The sequence below is a fragment of the Micromonospora sp. WMMB235 genome (assembly GCF_001855515.1).
GTDB lineage: Bacteria > Actinomycetota > Actinomycetes > Mycobacteriales > Micromonosporaceae > Micromonospora > Micromonospora aurantiaca.
Genome location: NZ_MDRX01000001.1, coordinates 5677372 through 5695875, shown reverse-complemented (window position 1 = coordinate 5695875; position 18504 = coordinate 5677372). Strand labels below are relative to the sequence as shown.

22 protein-coding genes are annotated in these 18504 nt (G+C 73.4%); 10 read left to right on the top strand and 12 right to left on the bottom strand.

All coding sequences use genetic code 11. From position 1 onward, the window contains the following. The first annotated feature begins 116 nt into the window (after nucleotides 1-116). A complete protein-coding gene (locus BFV98_RS25345) occupies nucleotides 117-740 on the top strand; it encodes a hypothetical protein (RefSeq protein ID WP_052166164.1) in 624 nt (207 codons plus the stop codon). Nucleotides 741-826: 86 nt separating this feature from the next. Next, entirely contained in the window at nucleotides 827-1294 is a 468-nt protein-coding gene (locus BFV98_RS25340) for an NUDIX domain-containing protein (RefSeq protein WP_071098002.1), read from the top strand. 128 nt (nucleotides 1295-1422) lie between these two features. Here BFV98_RS25340 and BFV98_RS25335 read toward each other — a convergent pair whose 3' ends face one another. After that, nucleotides 1423-2151, bottom strand: coding sequence for an SDR family oxidoreductase (locus BFV98_RS25335; protein ID WP_071098001.1), 729 nt, complete (start codon nucleotides 2149-2151; stop codon nucleotides 1423-1425). A 75-nt stretch (nucleotides 2152-2226) separates the two neighbouring features. Here BFV98_RS25335 and BFV98_RS25330 point away from each other — a divergent pair, with 75 nt between their 5' ends. Next, on the top strand, nucleotides 2227-2586 hold the full coding sequence (locus tag BFV98_RS25330; protein WP_176921725.1) for a MerR family transcriptional regulator: 360 nt from the start codon (nucleotides 2227-2229) through the stop codon (nucleotides 2584-2586). Nucleotides 2587-2613: 27 nt separating this feature from the next. On the opposite strand, the gene BFV98_RS25325 is transcribed toward BFV98_RS25330, so the two are convergent. The 3 genes from BFV98_RS25325 to BFV98_RS25315 form a co-directional block, all read right to left on the bottom strand. Next, nucleotides 2614-3465 carry an aminopeptidase gene (locus BFV98_RS25325; RefSeq protein WP_071097999.1) on the bottom strand — a complete coding sequence of 284 codons (852 nt, stop codon included), beginning with the start codon at nucleotides 3463-3465 and terminating at the stop codon, nucleotides 2614-2616. Between the two features lie 146 nt (nucleotides 3466-3611). Then, the gene (locus BFV98_RS25320) at nucleotides 3612-4022 is read right to left on the bottom strand and encodes a TIGR03618 family F420-dependent PPOX class oxidoreductase (protein ID WP_071097997.1); all 411 of its coding nucleotides are present in this window, start codon (nucleotides 4020-4022) and stop codon (nucleotides 3612-3614) included. Between the two features lie 41 nt (nucleotides 4023-4063). After that, nucleotides 4064-4504: a hypothetical protein gene (locus BFV98_RS25315; RefSeq protein ID WP_013288124.1), complete on the bottom strand. Its 441-nt coding sequence runs from the start codon at nucleotides 4502-4504 to the stop codon at nucleotides 4064-4066. Between the two features lie 74 nt (nucleotides 4505-4578). Between BFV98_RS25315 and BFV98_RS25310 the strand changes: the two genes are divergently transcribed. The 5 genes from BFV98_RS25310 (at nucleotide 4579) to BFV98_RS25290 (ending at nucleotide 9384) form a co-directional block, all read left to right on the top strand. Continuing rightward, nucleotides 4579-5379, top strand: coding sequence for a class I SAM-dependent methyltransferase (locus tag BFV98_RS25310; protein WP_071097996.1), 801 nt, complete (start codon nucleotides 4579-4581; stop codon nucleotides 5377-5379). Nucleotides 5380-5527: 148 nt separating this feature from the next. Next, nucleotides 5528-6694, top strand: coding sequence for an ATP-binding protein (locus BFV98_RS25305; RefSeq protein WP_013288126.1), 1167 nt, complete (start codon nucleotides 5528-5530; stop codon nucleotides 6692-6694). Then, a complete protein-coding gene (locus BFV98_RS25300) occupies nucleotides 6684-7880 on the top strand; it encodes a hypothetical protein (protein ID WP_071097994.1) in 1197 nt (398 codons plus the stop codon). The genes BFV98_RS25305 and BFV98_RS25300 overlap by 11 nt, the downstream gene beginning before the upstream one ends. Beyond that, entirely contained in the window at nucleotides 7850-8566 is a 717-nt protein-coding gene (locus tag BFV98_RS25295) for a response regulator transcription factor (RefSeq protein ID WP_013288128.1), read from the top strand. The genes BFV98_RS25300 and BFV98_RS25295 overlap by 31 nt, the downstream gene beginning before the upstream one ends. A gap of 74 nt (nucleotides 8567-8640) precedes the next feature. Beyond that, entirely contained in the window at nucleotides 8641-9384 is a 744-nt protein-coding gene (locus BFV98_RS25290) for a hypothetical protein (protein WP_030271290.1), read from the top strand. A 42-nt stretch (nucleotides 9385-9426) separates the two neighbouring features. Here the strand turns inward: BFV98_RS25290 and BFV98_RS25285 are convergent, their stop codons facing one another. Continuing rightward, a complete protein-coding gene (locus tag BFV98_RS25285) occupies nucleotides 9427-10176 on the bottom strand; it encodes a 1-acyl-sn-glycerol-3-phosphate acyltransferase (RefSeq protein WP_071097992.1) in 750 nt (249 codons plus the stop codon). Nucleotides 10177-10275: 99 nt separating this feature from the next. On the opposite strand from BFV98_RS25285, the gene BFV98_RS25280 reads away from it, so the two are divergent. Together BFV98_RS25280 and BFV98_RS25275 are read left to right on the top strand one after the other, a co-directional pair. After that, nucleotides 10276-10935 carry an alpha/beta hydrolase gene (locus BFV98_RS25280; RefSeq protein ID WP_071097990.1) on the top strand — a complete coding sequence of 220 codons (660 nt, stop codon included), beginning with the start codon at nucleotides 10276-10278 and terminating at the stop codon, nucleotides 10933-10935. 9 nt (nucleotides 10936-10944) lie between these two features. Next, nucleotides 10945-11334, top strand: coding sequence for a VOC family protein (locus BFV98_RS25275; RefSeq protein WP_013475432.1), 390 nt, complete (start codon nucleotides 10945-10947; stop codon nucleotides 11332-11334). Nucleotides 11335-11340: 6 nt separating this feature from the next. On the opposite strand, the gene BFV98_RS25270 is transcribed toward BFV98_RS25275, so the two are convergent. The 7 genes from BFV98_RS25270 to BFV98_RS25240 form a co-directional block, all read right to left on the bottom strand. Then, nucleotides 11341-13401 (bottom strand): glycogen debranching N-terminal domain-containing protein, encoded by a 2061-nt coding sequence (locus tag BFV98_RS25270; protein WP_071097988.1) that lies wholly within the window; start codon nucleotides 13399-13401, stop codon nucleotides 11341-11343. Continuing rightward, on the bottom strand, nucleotides 13401-13772 hold the full coding sequence (locus BFV98_RS25265) for an SCP2 sterol-binding domain-containing protein (RefSeq protein WP_071097986.1): 372 nt from the start codon (nucleotides 13770-13772) through the stop codon (nucleotides 13401-13403). Before BFV98_RS25265 ends, BFV98_RS25270 begins: the two co-directional genes overlap by 1 nt. A 160-nt stretch (nucleotides 13773-13932) precedes the next feature. After that, a complete protein-coding gene (locus tag BFV98_RS25260) occupies nucleotides 13933-14349 on the bottom strand; it encodes a CBS domain-containing protein (protein ID WP_013288135.1) in 417 nt (138 codons plus the stop codon). A gap of 64 nt (nucleotides 14350-14413) precedes the next feature. Beyond that, on the bottom strand, nucleotides 14414-14656 hold the full coding sequence (locus BFV98_RS25255; RefSeq protein ID WP_013288136.1) for a hypothetical protein: 243 nt from the start codon (nucleotides 14654-14656) through the stop codon (nucleotides 14414-14416). 53 nt (nucleotides 14657-14709) lie between these two features. Next, nucleotides 14710-15732, bottom strand: coding sequence for an aspartate-semialdehyde dehydrogenase (locus tag BFV98_RS25250; protein WP_071097985.1), 1023 nt, complete (start codon nucleotides 15730-15732; stop codon nucleotides 14710-14712). A gap of 97 nt (nucleotides 15733-15829) precedes the next feature. Continuing rightward, complete coding sequence (locus BFV98_RS25245) at nucleotides 15830-17173, bottom strand: pitrilysin family protein (protein ID WP_013288138.1); 1344 nt, start codon at nucleotides 17171-17173, stop codon at nucleotides 15830-15832. Continuing rightward, a complete protein-coding gene (locus tag BFV98_RS25240; protein WP_013288139.1) occupies nucleotides 17173-18462 on the bottom strand; it encodes a pitrilysin family protein in 1290 nt (429 codons plus the stop codon). Before BFV98_RS25240 ends, BFV98_RS25245 begins: the two co-directional genes overlap by 1 nt. Nucleotides 18463-18504 lie beyond the last annotated feature (42 nt).

Sequence of the window (18504 nt, the reverse complement as noted above, 5' to 3'; positions counted from 1 at the left end):
CCGCAGGTTCGAATCCTGCCGGGCGCACCTCACCACCGTGAAGCCAAGTCGGCCGAAGACGAGACGTCCTGTCATGCCGATAGCCGCGTGGGCCTCGCCTGGATAGCGTGGGTGGCGTGACGGAGCCTGACTACAGACTCGCGAAGATCAGGGTCCTGGAGTTCGACGACTCCGTACGCGAGCGACCTGGTATGTATTTCGGGGTGGGCAGGGACGATCCTCGTCTGGCGACTCGGGTGCTGTGCGCGGTGGTGGGACACGCGTTTCACCCGGCAACCATTGTCGCCGCGAGCCACACGCCCGACGTCGTAGCGGAGATCAACGCTGACCTCATCTTCTCGGTGACCGACGACCAGGCGGACGTCCTGACCGGCCGGGGCATGCCGAAGCTCGGCTACTACGGCTCGCTGCTCACGAGCGAGCGCTGGTCGAGCGCCGCGGCGGCGGCGGTGAGTCTGCAGACCACTGTCGAAGTCTGGCGACACGGCCACGGCTTTCGGCAGCGCCTCGTCGGTTTGCGGCCGGTCGAGCCACCTGCGGAGTTCTCCGCTCCCCTCGGGGCCGGTACCCGTGTGGCCTTCGTCCTCGATCCCGCTTACTTCGGCTCGGCCGCGATCACCACCGATATCGCCAGCCTCGACGTACACGGCCCGGACTGCACCACTACCGTCGGGTCCGGCAAGGTCGTCATTCGGGACCGCAGAGAGCGGAGTCGCCCGAACGAATACCGGTGTGCCTGACTGCGGGCATCCGGATCTGCCGCCCGATCGCGCTTCGCGCAGCGGCACAGTCGGTCGGGGCGACGCGCAGGGGCTACCGTGCCCTGATGGCCATCTCCTCGCACCTGGCCCGGCTCCGCACGATGATCGGCCACGAGTTGATCCAGATGCCGTCGGTGTCGGTCATCGTCGTCGACGATCGCGCACGGATCCTGCTGGTACGTCACGTCGAGGACGGGAACGGGTGGGCGGTACCCGGCGGCGCTGTCGACATCGGAGAGTCCCCGGCCCAGGCGGCCGTGCGCGAGATCCGCGAGGAGATCGGCATTCGGATCTGCCCGCCGCGGCTGCTGGACGTGCTCGGCGGCCCAGATTTCGAGGTGACCTACCCCAACGGCGACCGGGTCGCCTACGTCACCGCGGTCTACCAGGCGACCATCGCCGACGGAGAACCGATCGCGGACCGCGAGGAGATCAGCGAGCTGGACTGGTTCACCCCACCGCAGCTAGCCGGTGCCAATCTCAACCGCTTCTCCCGGGCGCTGCTGCGAGCCACCGGCCACCTCGCCGGGTGACGGCGACCGCTTCGCGCAGCGACCCCGCCGACGACGGCCGACGGCTCCGCGTCGAACGCGGCCACGGCCGGGACCGTACAGCCGGCCCTCCGCGTGCACGGCGCGACGGACGGGCCGGCTGAAACACCTCAGGCCGCCGCCAGCGCCGCCAACGCCCGGTCCATCGCGGCGTTGAACTCCTCCGGCGTCAGCGTCAGCCGGGACTTGACGTCGCGGCTCCACTGGTCGGCGAGGACTTCGGCGGCACCCGCCTCGACGCCGTCGAGCGCCGCGTCGGCCAGGTCGGACGGCGCGATCTTGTCCACGGGCCAGCCGGCTGACATGTCGGTGTCGGCCAGGCCGAGGTGTACCGCCGTCACGAGCGTGCCCCGGTCGGCGAGTTCCAGGCGTACGCCGTTCGTCATCGCCCACGCGGCGGCTTTGGTCAGGTGGTACGCGCCTGCGCCTCTGGTCCCGAACCACGACATGGCGGAGAGCACGTTCACGATCGCGCCTCCGCCGTTGCGGGCGAGTGCCGGCGCGAAGGCGCGGATCATCTCCAGGTGGCCGAGCACGTTGGTGTCCACCTCGTGCCGCACCGCGTCCAGTGAACCGGCCACCAGGTCGGTTCCGGTCTGGATCCCGGCGTTGTTGACGAGCAGCGTGACGTCCGGGGCGGCAGCGGCGACGGCGCGTACGGATGCGGGACTGGTGATGTCCAGCGGCAGCACCTCCACGCCGGGCAGGTCCACGGTCTCGGGCCGGCGGGCGGTCGCGTAGACCTTGTGGGCGCCGCGTTCGAGCAGGCGCTGGGCGAAGGCGCGGCCCAGGCCACGGTTGGCTCCGGTGACGAGGGCGACCGAGTTGTTGATGTCCATGCCCGGTACGCTAAAACCTGACGTTGACGTCAGAGGCAAGTGTTCATCGCCGAGACCGGGGTGAGAGGAGTCACCGTGACCGAGCCGCTGATCCGCATCGGCGACGTGGCGCGCGACGCAGGTGTGTCGGTGCGGGCCGTGCGCTACTACGAGGAGCAGGGTCTTCTCTTCCCCAGGCGCAGCGCGTCCGGCCAGCGCCTCTACCGGCCGGACACGATCACGCTGGTGCGCTTCATCCAGCAGATGTACGCGGCGGGCCTGACCAGCAGCCGGATCGCCGAACTCCTGCCGTGCTGGGACGCCGGGCACACCGACCCCGGGCAGCGGGCCATGCTGCGCGCCGAGCGCGAGCGCATCCAGGCCAAGGTCGACGACCTCCGGGCCGCGCTGGACCGCCTCGACGAGGTCATCGCGATCACCGACACGCACCCGTAGGCGCGGCCCGCCGGACGCCGTGGGTTCTCAGCGGCCCGCGGTCTCGCGGTGGGCGCGCAGTGCACCGGCGACCGCCAGCCCCACGCCGCCGAGAGCTACAGCCGTCTCCACTGCCGAGGACACCTCAAGGGCGCCTCCCGGAGCAGCACCCACGCTCATCATGATTCCCGGTTGCAGGAAGGCGTCCTCGGCGGGCCTGACCAGCGGCCGCCAGCTCGCCCAGGCGGCGGCGAGATCGGCGCAGACCCGCACGGCGACCAGCGACAGCAGAACCATCCCCGCCGGGAGGAGCCCGCGCCGGTCGCCCCGCCGTCCGGACAACGCCAGCACCCCGGCCGTCACCAGCACGGCGAGCAACGCCGGCCACACCGCCGCGAACAGGTCGGGCAGCGGCGGTTCGCCGGGCGTCAGCGCCACGCTCGCCACGCACCAGACGAGCACTGCCACCGCCAGGACCGTCGTCACCACACCCCGCCGCCCGCCGCGTGCCGGCAACGCCGACACGGCAGCGCCAAGCAGGAGTACGCCGAGAGCCAGGCCCCCGGCTGTCAGCCGCTGCCGGTCGATGCCGTACTGCCAGCTCTCCAGCAGGTACGCCCCCGCCCCAGCCTGGCCCCGTGCCGGCTCGCCCACCTCCGCCACCTGTTCCCGGTACCGGTGCAGGTTCGCCACCGCCACCAGGGCGAACAGCCCGGCACCGGCGGCGACGCCCCACTTCACCCGGGGCATGGCGGTGGCGGTGAACGCGTGGCCGGCCAGCGCAGCCAGCGTGACCACTGCCCACAGAAGCGACGCCTCCCGCATGGCGAGCAGCGCCGCTCCGACCGACAGCAGCCCGGCCACCACCGCGGCGACTCGCAGACCCGACGACAAGCGCATGGCGCAGAGAGTGGCACAGGAATCCGGGCCACGATGACCCGCCGGTTTCGTCGGTGGTCTCGGGCATGATCGCGTGCGCCGCCGTGCGGTGCCGGATCCCCGGACCGCGTTGGCGAACTGCGCCGCCAGGTCTTCGGGGCCGGGAACTAGCGTGCCGTTCCGGCGAGCAGCCACCGCCGGACGGGCACCTCCAGCAGCACCCGGTCCCCGTCCGGGGTGACCGGCTGCCGGATGTCCCATCCCCCGTACTTCTCCGCGAACGCCGCGACGACCCCGGACGGGAAGCCGGCACGGTGCAGGCGGGCGGTGCCCTCCGCGACGACCGGGTGGACCCCGTCCTCCAGGGCGAGTGAGACGCGGGGGTCGGCCGCCACGTTGCGGGCCTTGACGCTGCGCCCCTCGCAGCCGATCCACCAGACGCCGTCGGCGTAGACGAACCACACCGGCGTGACGTGCGGGGAGCCGTCACGGCGCAGCGTGCAGAGCCAGACGTTGCGTTCGCGGGCGAGCCGGTCCGCGACGGCCGGCGGAAGCGGTGCGGTGGGAGGTGGGGCCATGCGACAAGTGGATCAGGTGCGCGCGGAGGCCCGCTACCGGCTCACTCGCAGATCCGCCACTCCCCGTCCTCCTTGACCATCGGGAACGACTGCGTGACGTTGGTGCCGACCGCCGGGGTGAAGCGGATGGTCGTCGACCCGCTCACCCGCCCGTTGTTGTTCGACACGTTCAGCCCGGTGATGTCGTAGCCGGTGAACTCCGGCTGGGAGGACTGCTGCCGGGTGAAGTCCGCCTCGCTGACCCGGTCGCGTACGCGGGTGCAGAGCTGCCGGTACGCGGCGGGATAGTCGCGGTCGACGATCGCCTCGGCGAACGTCTCCGCTGTGGACCGCGCCGGGCCGGTGGCCTCCTGCACGGCCCGGAAGAGGAAGAAGCCGCCGAGCACACCGCCGGAGCAACAGATCGCCAGCACCACGCCCAGCACGATGAACAGGGTTCGCTTGGACTTCTTCGGCGGCACCATGGCCGGCTGGTATGCCATGCCCGGCAGGGTAGGCGGGCCGGGCAACCGCTAAAACGGATGCCCGTGCTCCGCTTCTCGGCGACCATCGATCGATGCCCGCACACCGCCCGGCCGAGCCGGACATCAGTCGCTACTACACCGAGATCTACGTCGAGGCCGACCGGCTGGACGGGTCGCCGCAGGGCCGGCTGGAGGCACGGCGTACCCGGGATCTGCTCGCCCGGCTGCTGCCCGCCGCACCGGCGGACGTGCTGGACGTCGGCGGCGGTCCCGGGGCGTACGCGGGTCCGCTCGCGGCGGCCGGCTACCGGGTGCACCTGGTCGACCTGGTGCCCGCGCACGTGGCAGCCGCACGGTCGGCGTACCCGCTGGTCACGGCGTCGGTGGGTGACGCCCGCGCGGTGCCGTCGCCCGACGCGGCGGCGGACGCGACGCTGCTGCTCGGCCCGCTCTACCACCTGCCGCGGCAGGCCGACCGGGTGGCGGCGGTGCGCGAGGCGGCGCGGGTGACCCGGCCGGGCGGGACGATCGTGGCGGCGGCGATCAGCCGTCACGCCGCGCTGATCGACCTGAGCGTGCAGGGCCGCCTCGACGAGGACAACCGGCGGTCGTTGCGCGCCCAGTACGAGACCGGGGTGAACGACCCGGCCACCGGCTTCACCACCGCGTTCTTCCACCGGCCGGAGGAACTGGTCGCCGACTTCGTCGCGGCCGGACTGCCCACCCCGGAGGTGTACGGGGTGGAGGGTCCGCTGTGGCCGCTGCTGAACGCGCTCGGCACCGGGCCGCACGAGCGGTTGTTCGCCGACGCGGTGGCCTGCGCCGAGACGTTCGAGCGGGACGCCGCGATCCTCGGTGCCAGCGCCCACCTGCTCGCCGCCGCGCGCCGCTGACCGCCGGGCCGGAGAGCCGGCTGCTTTACGCCGGAGCGAAACTCGTCAAGCACCAAGGGTGACCAGTTGCGACAAACCATGTTATTCTCCAGCGTCAATCTATGCCGCGCGGACCCGGCCGGGTCGCTGCCGGAAGGACATCCCCCCGATGCCGGTCGCTGCCGCCATGCCTCTGTCACGGGCCCCGCTGGCCCGCCCGGCGGGTGACGCGTTCAGCCTGATCTTCACCACCCTGCCGGCGCTGCTGCGGCTCACCTGCGGCCTGGTCGGCGCGGTGGTCGCGCTGGCGGTGCGTACGCCGCCGGTGCGGGTGGCGCTGCTGATCCCCGCGGTCGTCGTGCTGACCGCCTGGTCGGTCTGGTACGCGTTCCGCGCGTTCCGGCACGGCATCGGCGGCGCGCTGGTCGCCGGTGACGTGGCGCTGACCACCGCCGCCGCGCTCGCCGTCCCGTGGCTCGTCGCGCCGGAGGTGCTGCCGGGCGAGGCGAGCTGGATCGCGGTGCTGGCCAGCTCGACAGTCATCAACGCGCAGGCCACCGCCCCGGCCCACTGGTCCGTGCCGGCCGGCCTGCTGGTCACCGCCGCGTACGTCACCGGCACCACGCTGGCCGGCAACCCGGTCGAGGCGCGGGCGCACGCCGGGACGCTGCTGGTGCAGACCGGCAGCGCGGCGGTGATGACAGCGGTGATGCGCCGCCGGATCGCCCGTGCCGACGCCGCGTTCGCCGACTACCAGCGGTTGTCCCACGAGGCGGTGGTGGCGCGCGCCGCCCGCGAGGCCGAACGGCGGCAGAACCGCGACCTGCACGACACCGTGCTGGGCACGCTCACCATGGTCGGCCTCGGCGCGGTGCCCGACTCGGCGACGTTGCGCGAGCGGTGCGCGGACGATCTGCGTACCCTCTCCGCCCTGGCGGGTGCGCGGACCACCACCGCGGCCGGCGAGGCCGACCTGGACGAACGGCTGCGCGAGGTGCTGGCCGGGACGGCGGTGACCGCCACGCTTGCGCCGTGCCGGCTGCCGGCGGAGGTCGCCACGGCGCTCGCCGACAGCGCCGCCGCCGCGCTGGCGAACGTGGCGCGGCACGCGCCGGGGGCGGCCGCGTCGCTGCGTCTGGCCCGCGAGGGCGGCACCGTCGTGGTCGAGGTGGTCGACGACGGTCCCGGTTTCGACCCGTCCACGGTCCCGGCCCACCGGTACGGGCTGCGCGAGTCGATCCACGGGCGGATGAGCACTGTGGGCGGCCGGGCGGTGGTGACTTCCGCCCCTGGCGCCGGCACCCGGATTCGGCTGGAGTGGTCCGATGTCGAGTGAGTCGGGCACGGCGGTGACGGCCGCCCCCGCGCTGCGCCCGCTGCCCCGGCCGCGGGCGGCGACGCGCTCCGGAGCGGTCACCGCCCCGCCCGAGGCGCACGCGGTGGCCGACGCGTCGGACCGGGGCGCGCGGGTCGCCGCGATCGTCATCGCCGCGGCCTGGCACCTGGCTGTCGCGTTGCCGGCCGTGCTGCGGGCCGGGCAGGGGATGGCGGCCCCGGCCGTGGTGGCGGCGGGCTGGCTGGTGACCGCGCTGGTCGGGGTCGGAACCGGGGTACGCCTGCTGCGCGGCGGGCTGCCGGCGGCCGGGCCGCTGGCACTGGCGCTGCTGGTGGTCGACGCGGCGGTGGTCGCGGGCACCGGCGAGCGGTTCCTGTTCAGCACCGCCAACTGGGTGTGGGGCGGCCTGGCCTGGTTCTTCCTGCTGGTGCTCTGGCGGCGGCCGGTGCGCTGGCTGCTGCTCATGCTCGCCGCGCACGGCACGATCGCGCTGGTCGCGGTGGTGCTGTACGGGGCGACCGCCCCGGCCGACCTGAGCCGGACCGCGATGTACGTCTACGGCACCTCCACCCTGCCGGTGGCGGTCTTCGTCGGCGCGGCGGCGATCACCGCGCAGGCCCGGGACCGGGCCGCGACCGCGGCGGCGACGCTGGCCGTGGCGGCGGAGCAGGAGGCGGCCGAGCGGGCCCGCACCGAACGGCAGGCGCGGCTCGCACTGGTCAGCGGCACCGCCGAGGAGGTGCTGGCCGAACTGGCGGCGGGCGACGCCGACCCGGCCGACCCGGCGGTACGGCGACGCGCGGTGCTGGCCGCGGCCCGGCTGCGCCGGCTGATCGCCGAGTCGGACGACGTGCCGGACGCGCTGCTGCACGAACTGCGCGCGGCGGCCGACCTGGCCGAGCGCAACGGACTGCCGATCGACCTGGTGTCGGTCGGTACCCCACCGGAGCTGCCGGTGGAGATCCGGCGCGGGCTGGCCGACCCGCTCACCGCAGCGCTCGCCGCGGCCGAGGGCTGGGCGCGGCTCACAGTGGTGGCGGGCCCGGACGAGGTGGTGGTCAGCCTGGTGGCACCGGATCACGACGGCCCGGACGAGCCGGCGACCGGCGGGGACGGGCCGGTGGAACACCTGCACGAGCGGGACGGGGAGATCAGATGGACGCAGACCCGCTGGCGGCGGACGTGAACGCCGGAACCCCGATCGGGGTGGCGATCGTGGACGACCATCCCGTGGTGATCGACGGGGTGCGCGCCTGGCTGGCCGGCGAACCGCGGTTGCGGGTGCTGGCCACCGGCGACGACCCGGACGAGGTCCTGCGGGCCGCGCCGGACGCCGAGGTGGTGCTGCTCGACCTTCGCCTGCACGGCCGGATGGTGCTGGACAAGCTGGCCGAGCTGAGCGCGGCCGGGCGCCGGGTGGTGGTCTACTCCGAGCACAGCGACCCGCAGACCATGCTCGCCGCGCTGGACGCCGGGGCGGTCGCGTTCCTGGCCAAGCACGAGGGGCGCGAGCACTGCGTGGCGACGGTGCTGGCGGCGGCGAGCGACCGGCCGTACGTGCCGCCGGCGCTGGCCGGGGCGATGGTCGGTGACGCCCGTCCGGACCGTCCGTCCCTGTCGGACAAGGAGCGCGAGGCGCTGCTGCTGTGGTTCCAGTCGATGTCGAAGGCGTCGGTGGCGCGCCGGATGCAGATCAGTGAGCACACCGTGAAGCAGTACGTCGACCGTGCGCGGATCAAGTACACCCGAGCGGGCCGTCCGGCCGCCACGAAGGCGGCGCTGCTCGCCCGGGCGATCGAGGACGGACTCGTCCGACCGGAAGATATCGGCATCTACCGGTCGCAGGCTTCGGCCGACCGGCCGACCCCCTAACAGGTGTCATGACAGTCACCCCAGGAATCGGGCAGGCTCACCGGTACCGCCAACCGTCATCGGGAGGTCGTACCGTGCCGGAGGACGCCACACCCTTCTTCGTCGGACCGCATCGGTTCGACGCCGACGACGACCCCACCCGTCCCGTGCTCGACCGGCGTTACGAGCTGGTGCCCGAGCCGGGCGAACGCCTGCTCGGTCAGCACGTCCTGCGCGTCGCCGGTCACCTGCTCGGCCCGACCGAGGACGTCCGCTGCTGGTCGCTGCCCGCCCCGGCGACGATCACCGTGACCGAGCGCCGGCTGGCGTACGTCTGCACCGGCTCGGACCTGTCGGTGGTCTCCGGGCGGGACAGCCGGGCGGCCGCCCGGCACCGGCGTCCGGTCCGGCTGTCCCGCCTGGTCAGCGGGCAGATCCGCTGGCAGTGGCCGTCCCGGCTGGAGCTGGCCGAGGTGGGCGACGGCATCGGCGAGCTGCGCATCGTGTGCGACGCGCTGCGCACCATCCGGCAGCCGGCGCTGGCGCTGACCGGCCCGGTCGGTCAGGTGGCCGCGCTGGCCCGGCAGGTACGCCGCTCGGTGGCCGGTTTCCGGCTCGCCAACGCCGAACTGGTGGACCTGTCCCCGCCGGAACGGGACGTCCTCGCCGTCCGGGCGGCCGCCTCCCCCGGCCCGACGCTGGGCACCGTGACGCTGCCGGGCTCGCTGCCGGTGGAGTTCCTGTCCCGCGACGACTACTACCGTCCGCCGGAGGACGAGGCGTCGCCGTGGGCGTGGTCCGGCTTCCCGGCCCACGGCCAGCCCGGCTCCGCCTGCTGACGGTCCCCCGTCACGGGCGGCCGGCCGGGCGCGCGGGCGCGGTCAGGAGGCGCTGCGGGTGCGGCGCTCGGACCGGTCCAGCTCGACCGCCTCCTCCGGGGTCGGCGCGCTGCCGCCCAGGTGGGCCGGCTGCCACCAGGTGTCGTCCGGGCCGGGCTTGTCCGGGTACTCCCGCTGGGCCCGGTCGACCAGCGCCGACAGGCGGGTACGCAGGTCGGCGGTCATGGCCGTGGCGTCCGGGTAGGCGGACGGGTCCATCGGCTCGCCGACGATGATGGTGATCGGCGTGTGCCGGCGGGTCAGCGTGCGCGGGCGGCCCTTGGTCCACAGCCGCTGGGTGCCCCAGAGCGCGACCGGCAGCAGCGGCACGTCCGCCTCCTGCGACATCCGGGCCGCGCCGTTCTTCAGGTCCTTGACGGTGAAGGAGCGGCTGATCGTCGCCTCCGGGAAGACGCCGACCACCTCGCCCCGGCGCAGCGCGCCGACAGCGGCGGCGTACGACCCGGCGCCGGCGGCCCGGTTGACCGGGATGTGCTTCATGCCGCGCATCAGCGGACCGGAGACGCGGTGCCGGAAGACGCTGTCCTTGGCCATGAACCGGACCAGCCGCTTGGCCGGGTGCGCGCCGTAGCCGCAGAAGATGAAGTCGAGGTAGCTCACGTGGTTGGACGCGAGCACGGCGCCGCCGGTGTGCGGCACGTGCTCGCTGCCGGACACGTCCAGGCGCAGGTCGAGGAGCCGGAACATCGTCTTCGCGGCGGTGATCACAGGGGGGTACACGAGTTCCGACATGTCGAAACTTTACCCCGAGTAGGTTACGCGACCGTAGGGCCGATCTGCCCTCGGCAGACCCGGGTCGCGCACCGGCCCGGGCCCGGCGACGATGGCGTCATGACCGAACGCGCGGTGCTGCTCTGGATCCACGGCGGAGGCTGGCGGGCCCGCGCCGAGGAGGACGGGGCCGCGCTCGCGTCCCTCGGGCTGCGCGTGGTCGAGGCCACGTACCGGTTCTCCCACCAGGCGCGCTGGCCCGCTCAGCTCGACGACGTCCGCGCCGCGGCACGGGCCGCCCGGGCCGCGGCGGGCGGCCTGCCGCTGCTGGTGGCCGGTGACTCGGCGGGCGGGATGCTGGCCCTCCAGCTCGGCCTGCGCGGGGTGGACCGGCCCGGCGACGTGGCGGGCGTGCTCGCGTACTGGGCCCCCGTCGACCCGCTCGACCCGGAGCAGCGGCGCCGGCGCGCCCCCGGCGACGACCCGTGGACGGACCTGCTGGGCCATCCGCCGGCCGCCGGTGACCCGGCCACCGTCGACGCGACGGTCGCCACCCACCTCGGCTCCGGCGTGCCGGTGCTGCTGGTCCAGGGCCGCGACGACGTGGCGGTGCCGGCCGCCCAGCCGGTCGAGCTGACCGGCCGGCTGCTCGCCGCCGGGCACCCGGCGCATCTGTGGCTCACCCACGGCGGGCACGCGCTCGACCTGGCCCGGCCCGACCTGCGCGCGGCTGCCGCCGCGTTCCTGGACAGCGTCCTGCCCGCCGTCGCGGGCGACTAGGTTCGAGGCATGCCCGATCTCGCCGCGATCGTCATCCACTGCCGCGACCCCTACCTGCTGGCCCCGTTCTGGAGCGCGGTCACCGGGCTGCCGGTGGTCGAGGCGGACCGGGTGAAGCTTGCCGAGGGCACGCTCGCGCCGACCGAGGCGGTGCTGCTGCGCGATCCGCACGGGCGGCGTCCGGACCTGTGGATCAGCCCCGCCGACGTGCTGCCGGAGCCCGGCCGGATCCACCTCGACCTGGTCGGCGACGCCGAGGAGCGGGCCGCGGTGCTGGAGGCGGGCGCGACAGTCGTCCGCGAGCTGCCGCGCTGGACCGTGCTGGCCGACCCGGAGGGCAACGAGTTCTGCCTGCTCCCGCCGAACGAGGCGCACACGGCGTCGCCGCCCGGGCACTGAGCCGGCTCAGTCGGCCAGTTCCTCGATGTTGAGCCGGCCCCGGGCGAACGCGTCCACCCGGCCCCAGCGACCAGGGATGTCCAGCACCTCGATCCGTCCCATGCCCACCGGCAGCCGCGGGTCGACAGCCAGGTACTGCTCGTGCGGCTCCAGACCGAGCATGGTGCGCAACAGCAGCAGCGGCGCCCCCGTGGACCAGGCCTGCGGGCTGCACGCGGTCGGATACTCCACCGGGAACTTGGTCAGCTCGCGCGGGTAGCCGCCGAACGCCTCCGGCAGCCGGCCGTCGAAGTAGGTGGCCGCGTCGAGGATGCCGTTGGCCACCGTGGCGGCCTCCTCGGCGAAGCCGTACCGGCGCAGACCCCAGGCGACGAACGAGTTGTCGAACGGCCAGATCGTGCCGTTGTGGTAGCCGATCGGGTTGTAGCGAACCTCGCCCTCGGCCAGCGTCCGCACCCCCCAGCCCGACCAGAGCCGGGGACCGACCAGATGCTCGGCGACCTTCGCCGCCCGCTCGTCGTCCACGATCCCGCTCCACAGCAGATGGCCCATGTTGGAGCTGAGCACGTCGCACTGACGCCCGTCCGGGTCCAGCGCGAGCGCGTAGAAGCCTCGGTCGGCGACCCACCAGTCGTTGTTGAAGCGCCGCTTCAGCTCCGCCGCCTCGCGTTCCAGCTGATCGGCGTACGCGGGGTCGTCCCAGAACAACCGGGCCATCCGGGCGGCCCGCATCTTCGCGTCGTACGCGTACCCCTGCACCTCGCAGGTGGCCCGGGGGAACGGCGGCAACGTGCCGTCGGCGTACGAGATGGAGTCCCACGAGTCCTTCCAGCACTGGTTCTCCAGGCCGGTGTCGGTGTTGCGCCGCTCGTACCAGATGTAGCCGTTGCCGAGCAGGTCGGCGTAGTCGTCGACCCACTTCAACGCCGCCCGGCACTCCCGTTCCAGCTCCTTCACCAGCGCGCCGTCGCCGCTCCACCGCTCGTACTCGTCGAGCAGCACCACGAACAGCGGCGTCGCGTCCACCGAGCCGTAGTACGGCGAGTGCGGCTGCTCCTCGAACGCGGCGGTCTCGCCGTACCGCATCTCGTGCAGGATCCGGCCCGGATCCTCGTCCCGGAAGTCGTCGAACCGGGTGCCCTGGAGCGCGCCGAGGATCCGCAGCGTGGTCTTCGACATCTCCGGCGCGAACGGCAGCACCTGGAGGCAGGTGAGAATGCTGTCCCGGCCGAACATGGTCATGAACCAGGGCAGGCCGGCCGCGGGCAGCGTCTGCCCGCCGAGCGACAGCGGCGAGAAGCGCAGCGCCGCGAGGTCGACGAGGCTCCGCCGGTACGTCGCGGCGAGTTCCTCGTGCTCGCTGTTCAGCTTCGGCGCCCGGCTGATCCACTCCTCCAGGTCGTGCTGGAGCGCGAGCCGCTCGGTGCCGTGCGCGCGCAGCCCCATCCGCAGGTCCCGGCCGCCGGGGCCGATCGCGAACGTCTGCACGTCGATGACCGCTTCCCACTGCTCGTTGGGTTCCAGCCGGATGCTCCAGGCGAAACCGCGCTGGTCGTAGCGGGCCGGCTGGTTGGCGGAGACGAGCGTCTCGCGCCGGAAGTTGCCCCGCCGGTAGCCCAGGCGCAGCCGGTCCGACTCGGCCTCGGCGTAGTGTTCGCCCTTCTTGTTCAGGATCTCGTCCTTGACCTGGAACAGGTCGGCGAAGTCCGATCCGGCGTCCATCCGGATCTCCAGGTCGACCGGCTTCTCGTCGTGGTTGAGGATGGTCAGCGTCTCGCGGAAGCTGCCGCCGACCGCCCGCTCCCGGATGACCGACAGCTTCGCGTCGATGTAGTGCGTGGCCATGCCGGGCACCAGGAAGAACCGGGCCTCGTAGTACTGGAGGTCGTCGTAGGACAGCGCGTTGAGCCGCTCGCCGTTGATCGTGAGCACCCATTTCGACAGGTACCGCGTGTCGAGCGAGAACAATCCGGTCGGCTCGCTCGGTGTGGCCTCGATGTCGCCGGTGTCCTCGCACACCACGAACGTGTTGCCGTCCAGGATCCGGACGGAGTTGCTGCCGGGCATCAGGCACCCCTCCCGCCGAACGTGTGGTGCGGTCCCCGGGAGTCCGGCGGACCGGGGAAGACCCGCTCGACCTGCAACACGAGCCGCAGGTCGCCGACGACTGTCATGTCGCCCCGCAGCAGCGCCGCGACGGCGTTCTCCTCACCGCCGACCAGCTCGGCGAACAGGCGCGGCTCGGTACCGACCACCGAGTCCGCCTCGCCGTCCTCCTGCCGGACCCGCAGGTTGCCGTGATCGATCTCCAGCAGCCAGTGCGTGGTGTGCGGGCCCTCGTGCAGGTCGAAGCGGAGCGTTCCGGATGTCTTGACCAGCAGCGGCTCGAACCCCCGCCGATCCAGGTCCTCGAAGAATCTCGTGGTCATGTCCACCATCCGGGCGACTCCTCCCGCGATCCGCGGTCTACCTGTCGAGGCTCGTGTCCCCACCCGATCCGGGGTCAACCTCGCCCGAACGGGGTGAGCGCGGCGCCACGGCACGGACGCGCGACGCCGGCCCCCGAACCGGGAGCCGGCGTCACCGCGGCAGGCAGGTCTAGTTGTTGGGCTCGTCGGCGCTGATGTCCGCGAGCACCGACTGGGGTTCCCGCTCCACCGCCAGGTCACCCATGGAGATCAGGCCGACCAGCCGGCCGTCGTCGATCACCGGGAGGCGACGGACCGCGTACGTGCGCATCAGGTCCGCGGCGGCCACGGCGTCGTCGTACTGGCTGACGGTCACCACGTCCTTGCTGGTGACCTGGTTGAGCCGGGTGGCGGTGGGGTCCATGTTCTCGGCCACGCCCCGCACCGTGATGTCCCGGTCCGTCACGATGCCGACCACGTTGTCGCCGTCGGTCACCACCACGTCGCCGATGGCACTGTCGCGCATCTCCTGCGCCGCGGCCATGAGCGTGTCGTTGCCGTCCATCGTCACCAACCGGGTCGTCATGAACTCTCCGACCGTTGTCATGGTGCTCCCCTCTCGCTGTCGGCACCGCGGTCTACCCGCCAGCGCAGGCGGGGTAACGCGTGCCTCACCGCCGGTGGCGCAGCCGTCGGCGCAGGTCATAGGAGCCGTTGCTGGACAGCCCGTAGAAGATCGGCAGCAGCAGGAGCACCACGAGCGCCGCCGGCACGCTCAGCAGCACGCCCACCAGACCGGCGATCGCGTACGCGAGCACGCCGAGCAGGGCCCGGACGCATTCGGCCTCGAAGAACCGCAGGTCATCGGCACCCCCGCCCTGCCGGCACGGGGCGGCCGGCGACCCGGCGGGCATACCCGCTGAGCAGGCGTCCGTGCCGGGTGGCCCGGCACGGACGCCCTGGCGGGTCAGCGCTCGGCGGCGACCAGCTCGGCGAGCTGCACGGCGTTCAGCGCCGCGCCCTTGCGCAGGTTGTCGTTGGCGCAGAACAGCGCGAGCCCGTGCTCGACGGTCTCGTCGGCCCGGATCCGGCCCACGTACGTCGGGTCCTGGCCGGCCGCCTCCAGCGGCGTCGGCACGTCGCGCAGCGCCACGCCGGGCGCGCCGTCGAGCAGCTCACGGGCCCGGTCCGGGTCGATCGGCCGGGCGAACCGGGCGTTGATCTGCAGCGAGTGGCCGGTGAAGACCGGCACCCGCACGCACGTGCCGGAGACCTTCAGCCCGGGGATCTCCAGGATCTTGCGGCTCTCGTTGCGCAGCTTCTGCTCCTCGTCCGTCTCGAAGGAGCCGTCGTCGACGATCGAGCCGGCCAGCGGGAGCACGTTGAAGGCGATCGGACGGGCGAACGAGCGCGGCTCCGGGAACTCCACCGCCCGGCCGTCGAAGGCGAGCCCGGCGGCGTCCTCGGCCACCTTGCGGACCTGCTCGTCCAGTTCCGCCACACCGGCCAGGCCGGCGCCGGAGACCGCCTGGTAGGTGGCGACGACGAGGCTGACCAGTCCGGCCTCGTCGTGCAGCGGGCGCAGCACCGGCATGGCGGCCATCGTGGTGCAGTTCGGGTTGGCCACGATGCCCTTCGGGCGGTCCGCGATCGCGTGCGGGTTGACCTCGGCCACCACCAGCGGCACCTGCGGGTCCATCCGGAACGCCGAGGAGTTGTCGATCACCACGGCGCCGGCCTCGGCGACCCGGGGAGCCAGCTCCTTCGCGGTTCCCTTGCCCGCCGAGAAGAGCACGATGTCCAGGCCGCGGTAGTCCGCGGCGGCCGCGTCCTCCACGGTGACCTCGCCGTCGCGCCAGGGCAGCGTGCGCCCGGCCGACCGGGCCGAGGCGAACAGGCGCACCTGCTCCGCCGGGAACTCGCGCTCCGCCAGCACCTGCCGCATGACGCCACCGACCTGGCCGGTGGCTCCCACAATGCCGATCCTCATGCCCGCGAGGCTACCCAGCCTGGCGGTGCGGGTGGGAAACGTTTCCCACCGCGCGGATACGGGGCGACGGGAATCACAGGCCCGCCGCCCCGCCCGGTCACGTGTGGTCGACCACCTCGCCGAGACCGCTGGCGACCAGCTCGTCCCGGATGACCGCCGCGTCCCCCTCGATCACCATCGTCAGCGACTCCGGGTGCAGATAGGTGGCGGCCGCCGCGGAGACGTCCTCGACCGTCGCCGCGAGCAGTTGCTCCCGTAGCCGCGCGTGGTAGTCGTCCGGCAGGTCGTGCACGACCAGCGTGGTCAGGGCCGCGGCGATGGCCCGCGGGCTCTGCAACTCGACCGAGAGCTGCCCGGCCCGCCAGGAACGCGCCACCTCCAGTTCGTCCTCGGTGACACCGGTGAGCTGGGTACGCGAGATCTCGCCCACCGACTCGACGAGCGCCGGGGCGGTCACCGCGGTCTGCACGCCGGAGCTGACCGCGAACCGGCCGAACCGCCGGGACGAGGCGAAGTCGCCGCGGATCCCGTACGTGTAGCCGCGTACCTCCCGGATCAGGTGGTTGAGCCGGGACGTGAACGCGCCGCCGAGCACGGTGCCGGCGAGCGTCATCGGCACGTGGTCGGGGTGGGCGCGATGCGGGGACGGGTGGCCGAGCCGCAGTGTGGACTGCACCGAGCCGGGCCGGTCGACCAGGATGACCCGGCGCTGCCCGGCCAGCGGCACGTCGATCGGGCCGCCGCGTTCCACCGGGCCGCCGCCGGCGCCGGCGAACGCCGTCGCGGCGAGCGCGTCCAGGTCGATCCGCTCCAGGTCGCCGGCGACGACGAGCGTGCCGGGGCGGATGAACCACTCCGAGTGGAAGACGGTGACGTCGTCCACCTCCAGCGCGGCCACGCTGTCCGGGTCGCCGTAGAGCGGGCGGCCCCACCGGTGCTCCGCGCCGAACAGCTCGGCCCGCAGCACCGCGTCGGCACGCGGGCCGGGGTTGGCCCAGTCCATCCGCAGCGCGGTCGCCTCGTCGTCGCGTACGCGCAGTACGTCGGCCGGGTCGAGCCGGGGCGTACGGACCGCCTCGGCCAGCAGCTCCACCGCGGCGGTCAGCCGGTCCACCGGCACCTGCACGCTCACCTGGAACGAGTCCCAGTCGAGCCCGGTCGCCAGCTCGGTGCCGAGCGCCTCGATGGCCAGCGCGTACGCGGTGGCGTCCCGCTGCGCGGTGCCCTCCTCCAGCGCCTTGGCCAGCACCGCGCCGAGGCCCTCCTTGCCGACCGGCTCCCGGCCCGCGCCGCCGTCGAGCAGCAGCAACGCGACGGCGAGGTTCTGCCCGGGCAGGTGCGCGGCGACCACCTGACCGCCGGCCACCGTCCGCCGGACCACCTGCGGGAACCGGTAGGCGCGGGCGGCGCCGGGGCCGGGACGGGTGGCGATCAGCGACATCAGTTCTCCTCGGGCAGGTAGGTCAGGATCACCCGGTCGGCGGCGCCGAGCAGCTCGGCGGCCTGCTCGGCGATCTGCTCCGCGGTCACCGCGAGCCAGGCCGGCAGCCGGTCGGCCGCGCGGGCCGGGTCGCCGAACTGGGTGGCGTAGCGGCCGAGCGTGTCCGCCCGACCGTCGACGGTGGACATCTGCCGCCACCACATGGTGCTCAGCAGCGCCTTGGCGCGGTCCAGCTCGGCGGCGGTCACCGGCACGGTGGCCAGCTCGTCGACCACCTCGGCGAGCCCGTCGCGCAGCCGCTCGGCGCTCACCCCGGGACGGGCCGTGGCGGTGGCGATCAGCGGGGCGGGCGCGTGCGCGAGGTCCACCCCGTACGCGCCGACCAGGTCCGGCTGGGCGATCCGCTCACCGTCGGCGAGCCGCTGGTAGAGGCGGCTGCCCCGGCCGCTGCCGAGCACGGTGCCCAGCACCGTGGTCACGTCGTACCCCTGGGTGCCGAACGGGTGGGTGCGGTGCGCGACGTAGACGCGGGGGGCGGGCACGTCGGCGGTGACCGTCTCCACCGCCGGGCGGCCGGTGGCCGGCACGGTGCGGCCGTCCGGCGCGGCCGGGATGTCGGCGCGCGCGGTGAGACCGCCGAAGTACTTGTCGGCGAGCGCGAACACCTCCGCCGCCTCTGTGTCGCCGACCACTGTGAGGACCGCGTTGTTCGGCGCGTAGTACGTGCTGTGGAACTCCTGGAAGGTGGCCAGGTCGGCGGCGTTCAGGTCGGCCATCGACCCGATCGTCGCGTGGTGGTACGGGTGGCCCGGCGGGTAGAGCAGCGGCAGCAGCCGCAGCCACGCGTCGCCGTACGGCACGTTCTCGTAGCGCTGACGGCGCTCGTTCTTCACCACGTCACGCTGGTTGTCCAGCGTCTCCTGGGTCAGCGCCGGCACCAGCCCGCCCATCCGGTCGGCCTCCAGCCAGAGCGCCAGTTCCAGGTGCTCGGCCGGGACCGTCTCGAAGTAGTTGGTCCGGTCCGGGTTGGTGGTCGCGTTGAGCGAGCCGCCCGCGCCCTGGATCAGCTTCATGTGCTCGGTCTTCGCCACGTTCACCGAGCCCTCGAACATGAGGTGCTCGAAGAGGTGGGCGAAGCCGGTCTGTCCCGCCGGTTCGTGGCGTGAGCCCACGTCGTACCAGAGGTTGACCGCCACGGCCGGGGCGGTGCGGTCCTCGCTCACCACCACACGCAGGCCGTTGTCCAGTCGGGTCGTCTCGATCGGCCAGGGGAAACCGCTGTCGGGCATGAGACGACGCTATCCGATCTCGGAGGCGGAAAGGTGACACGC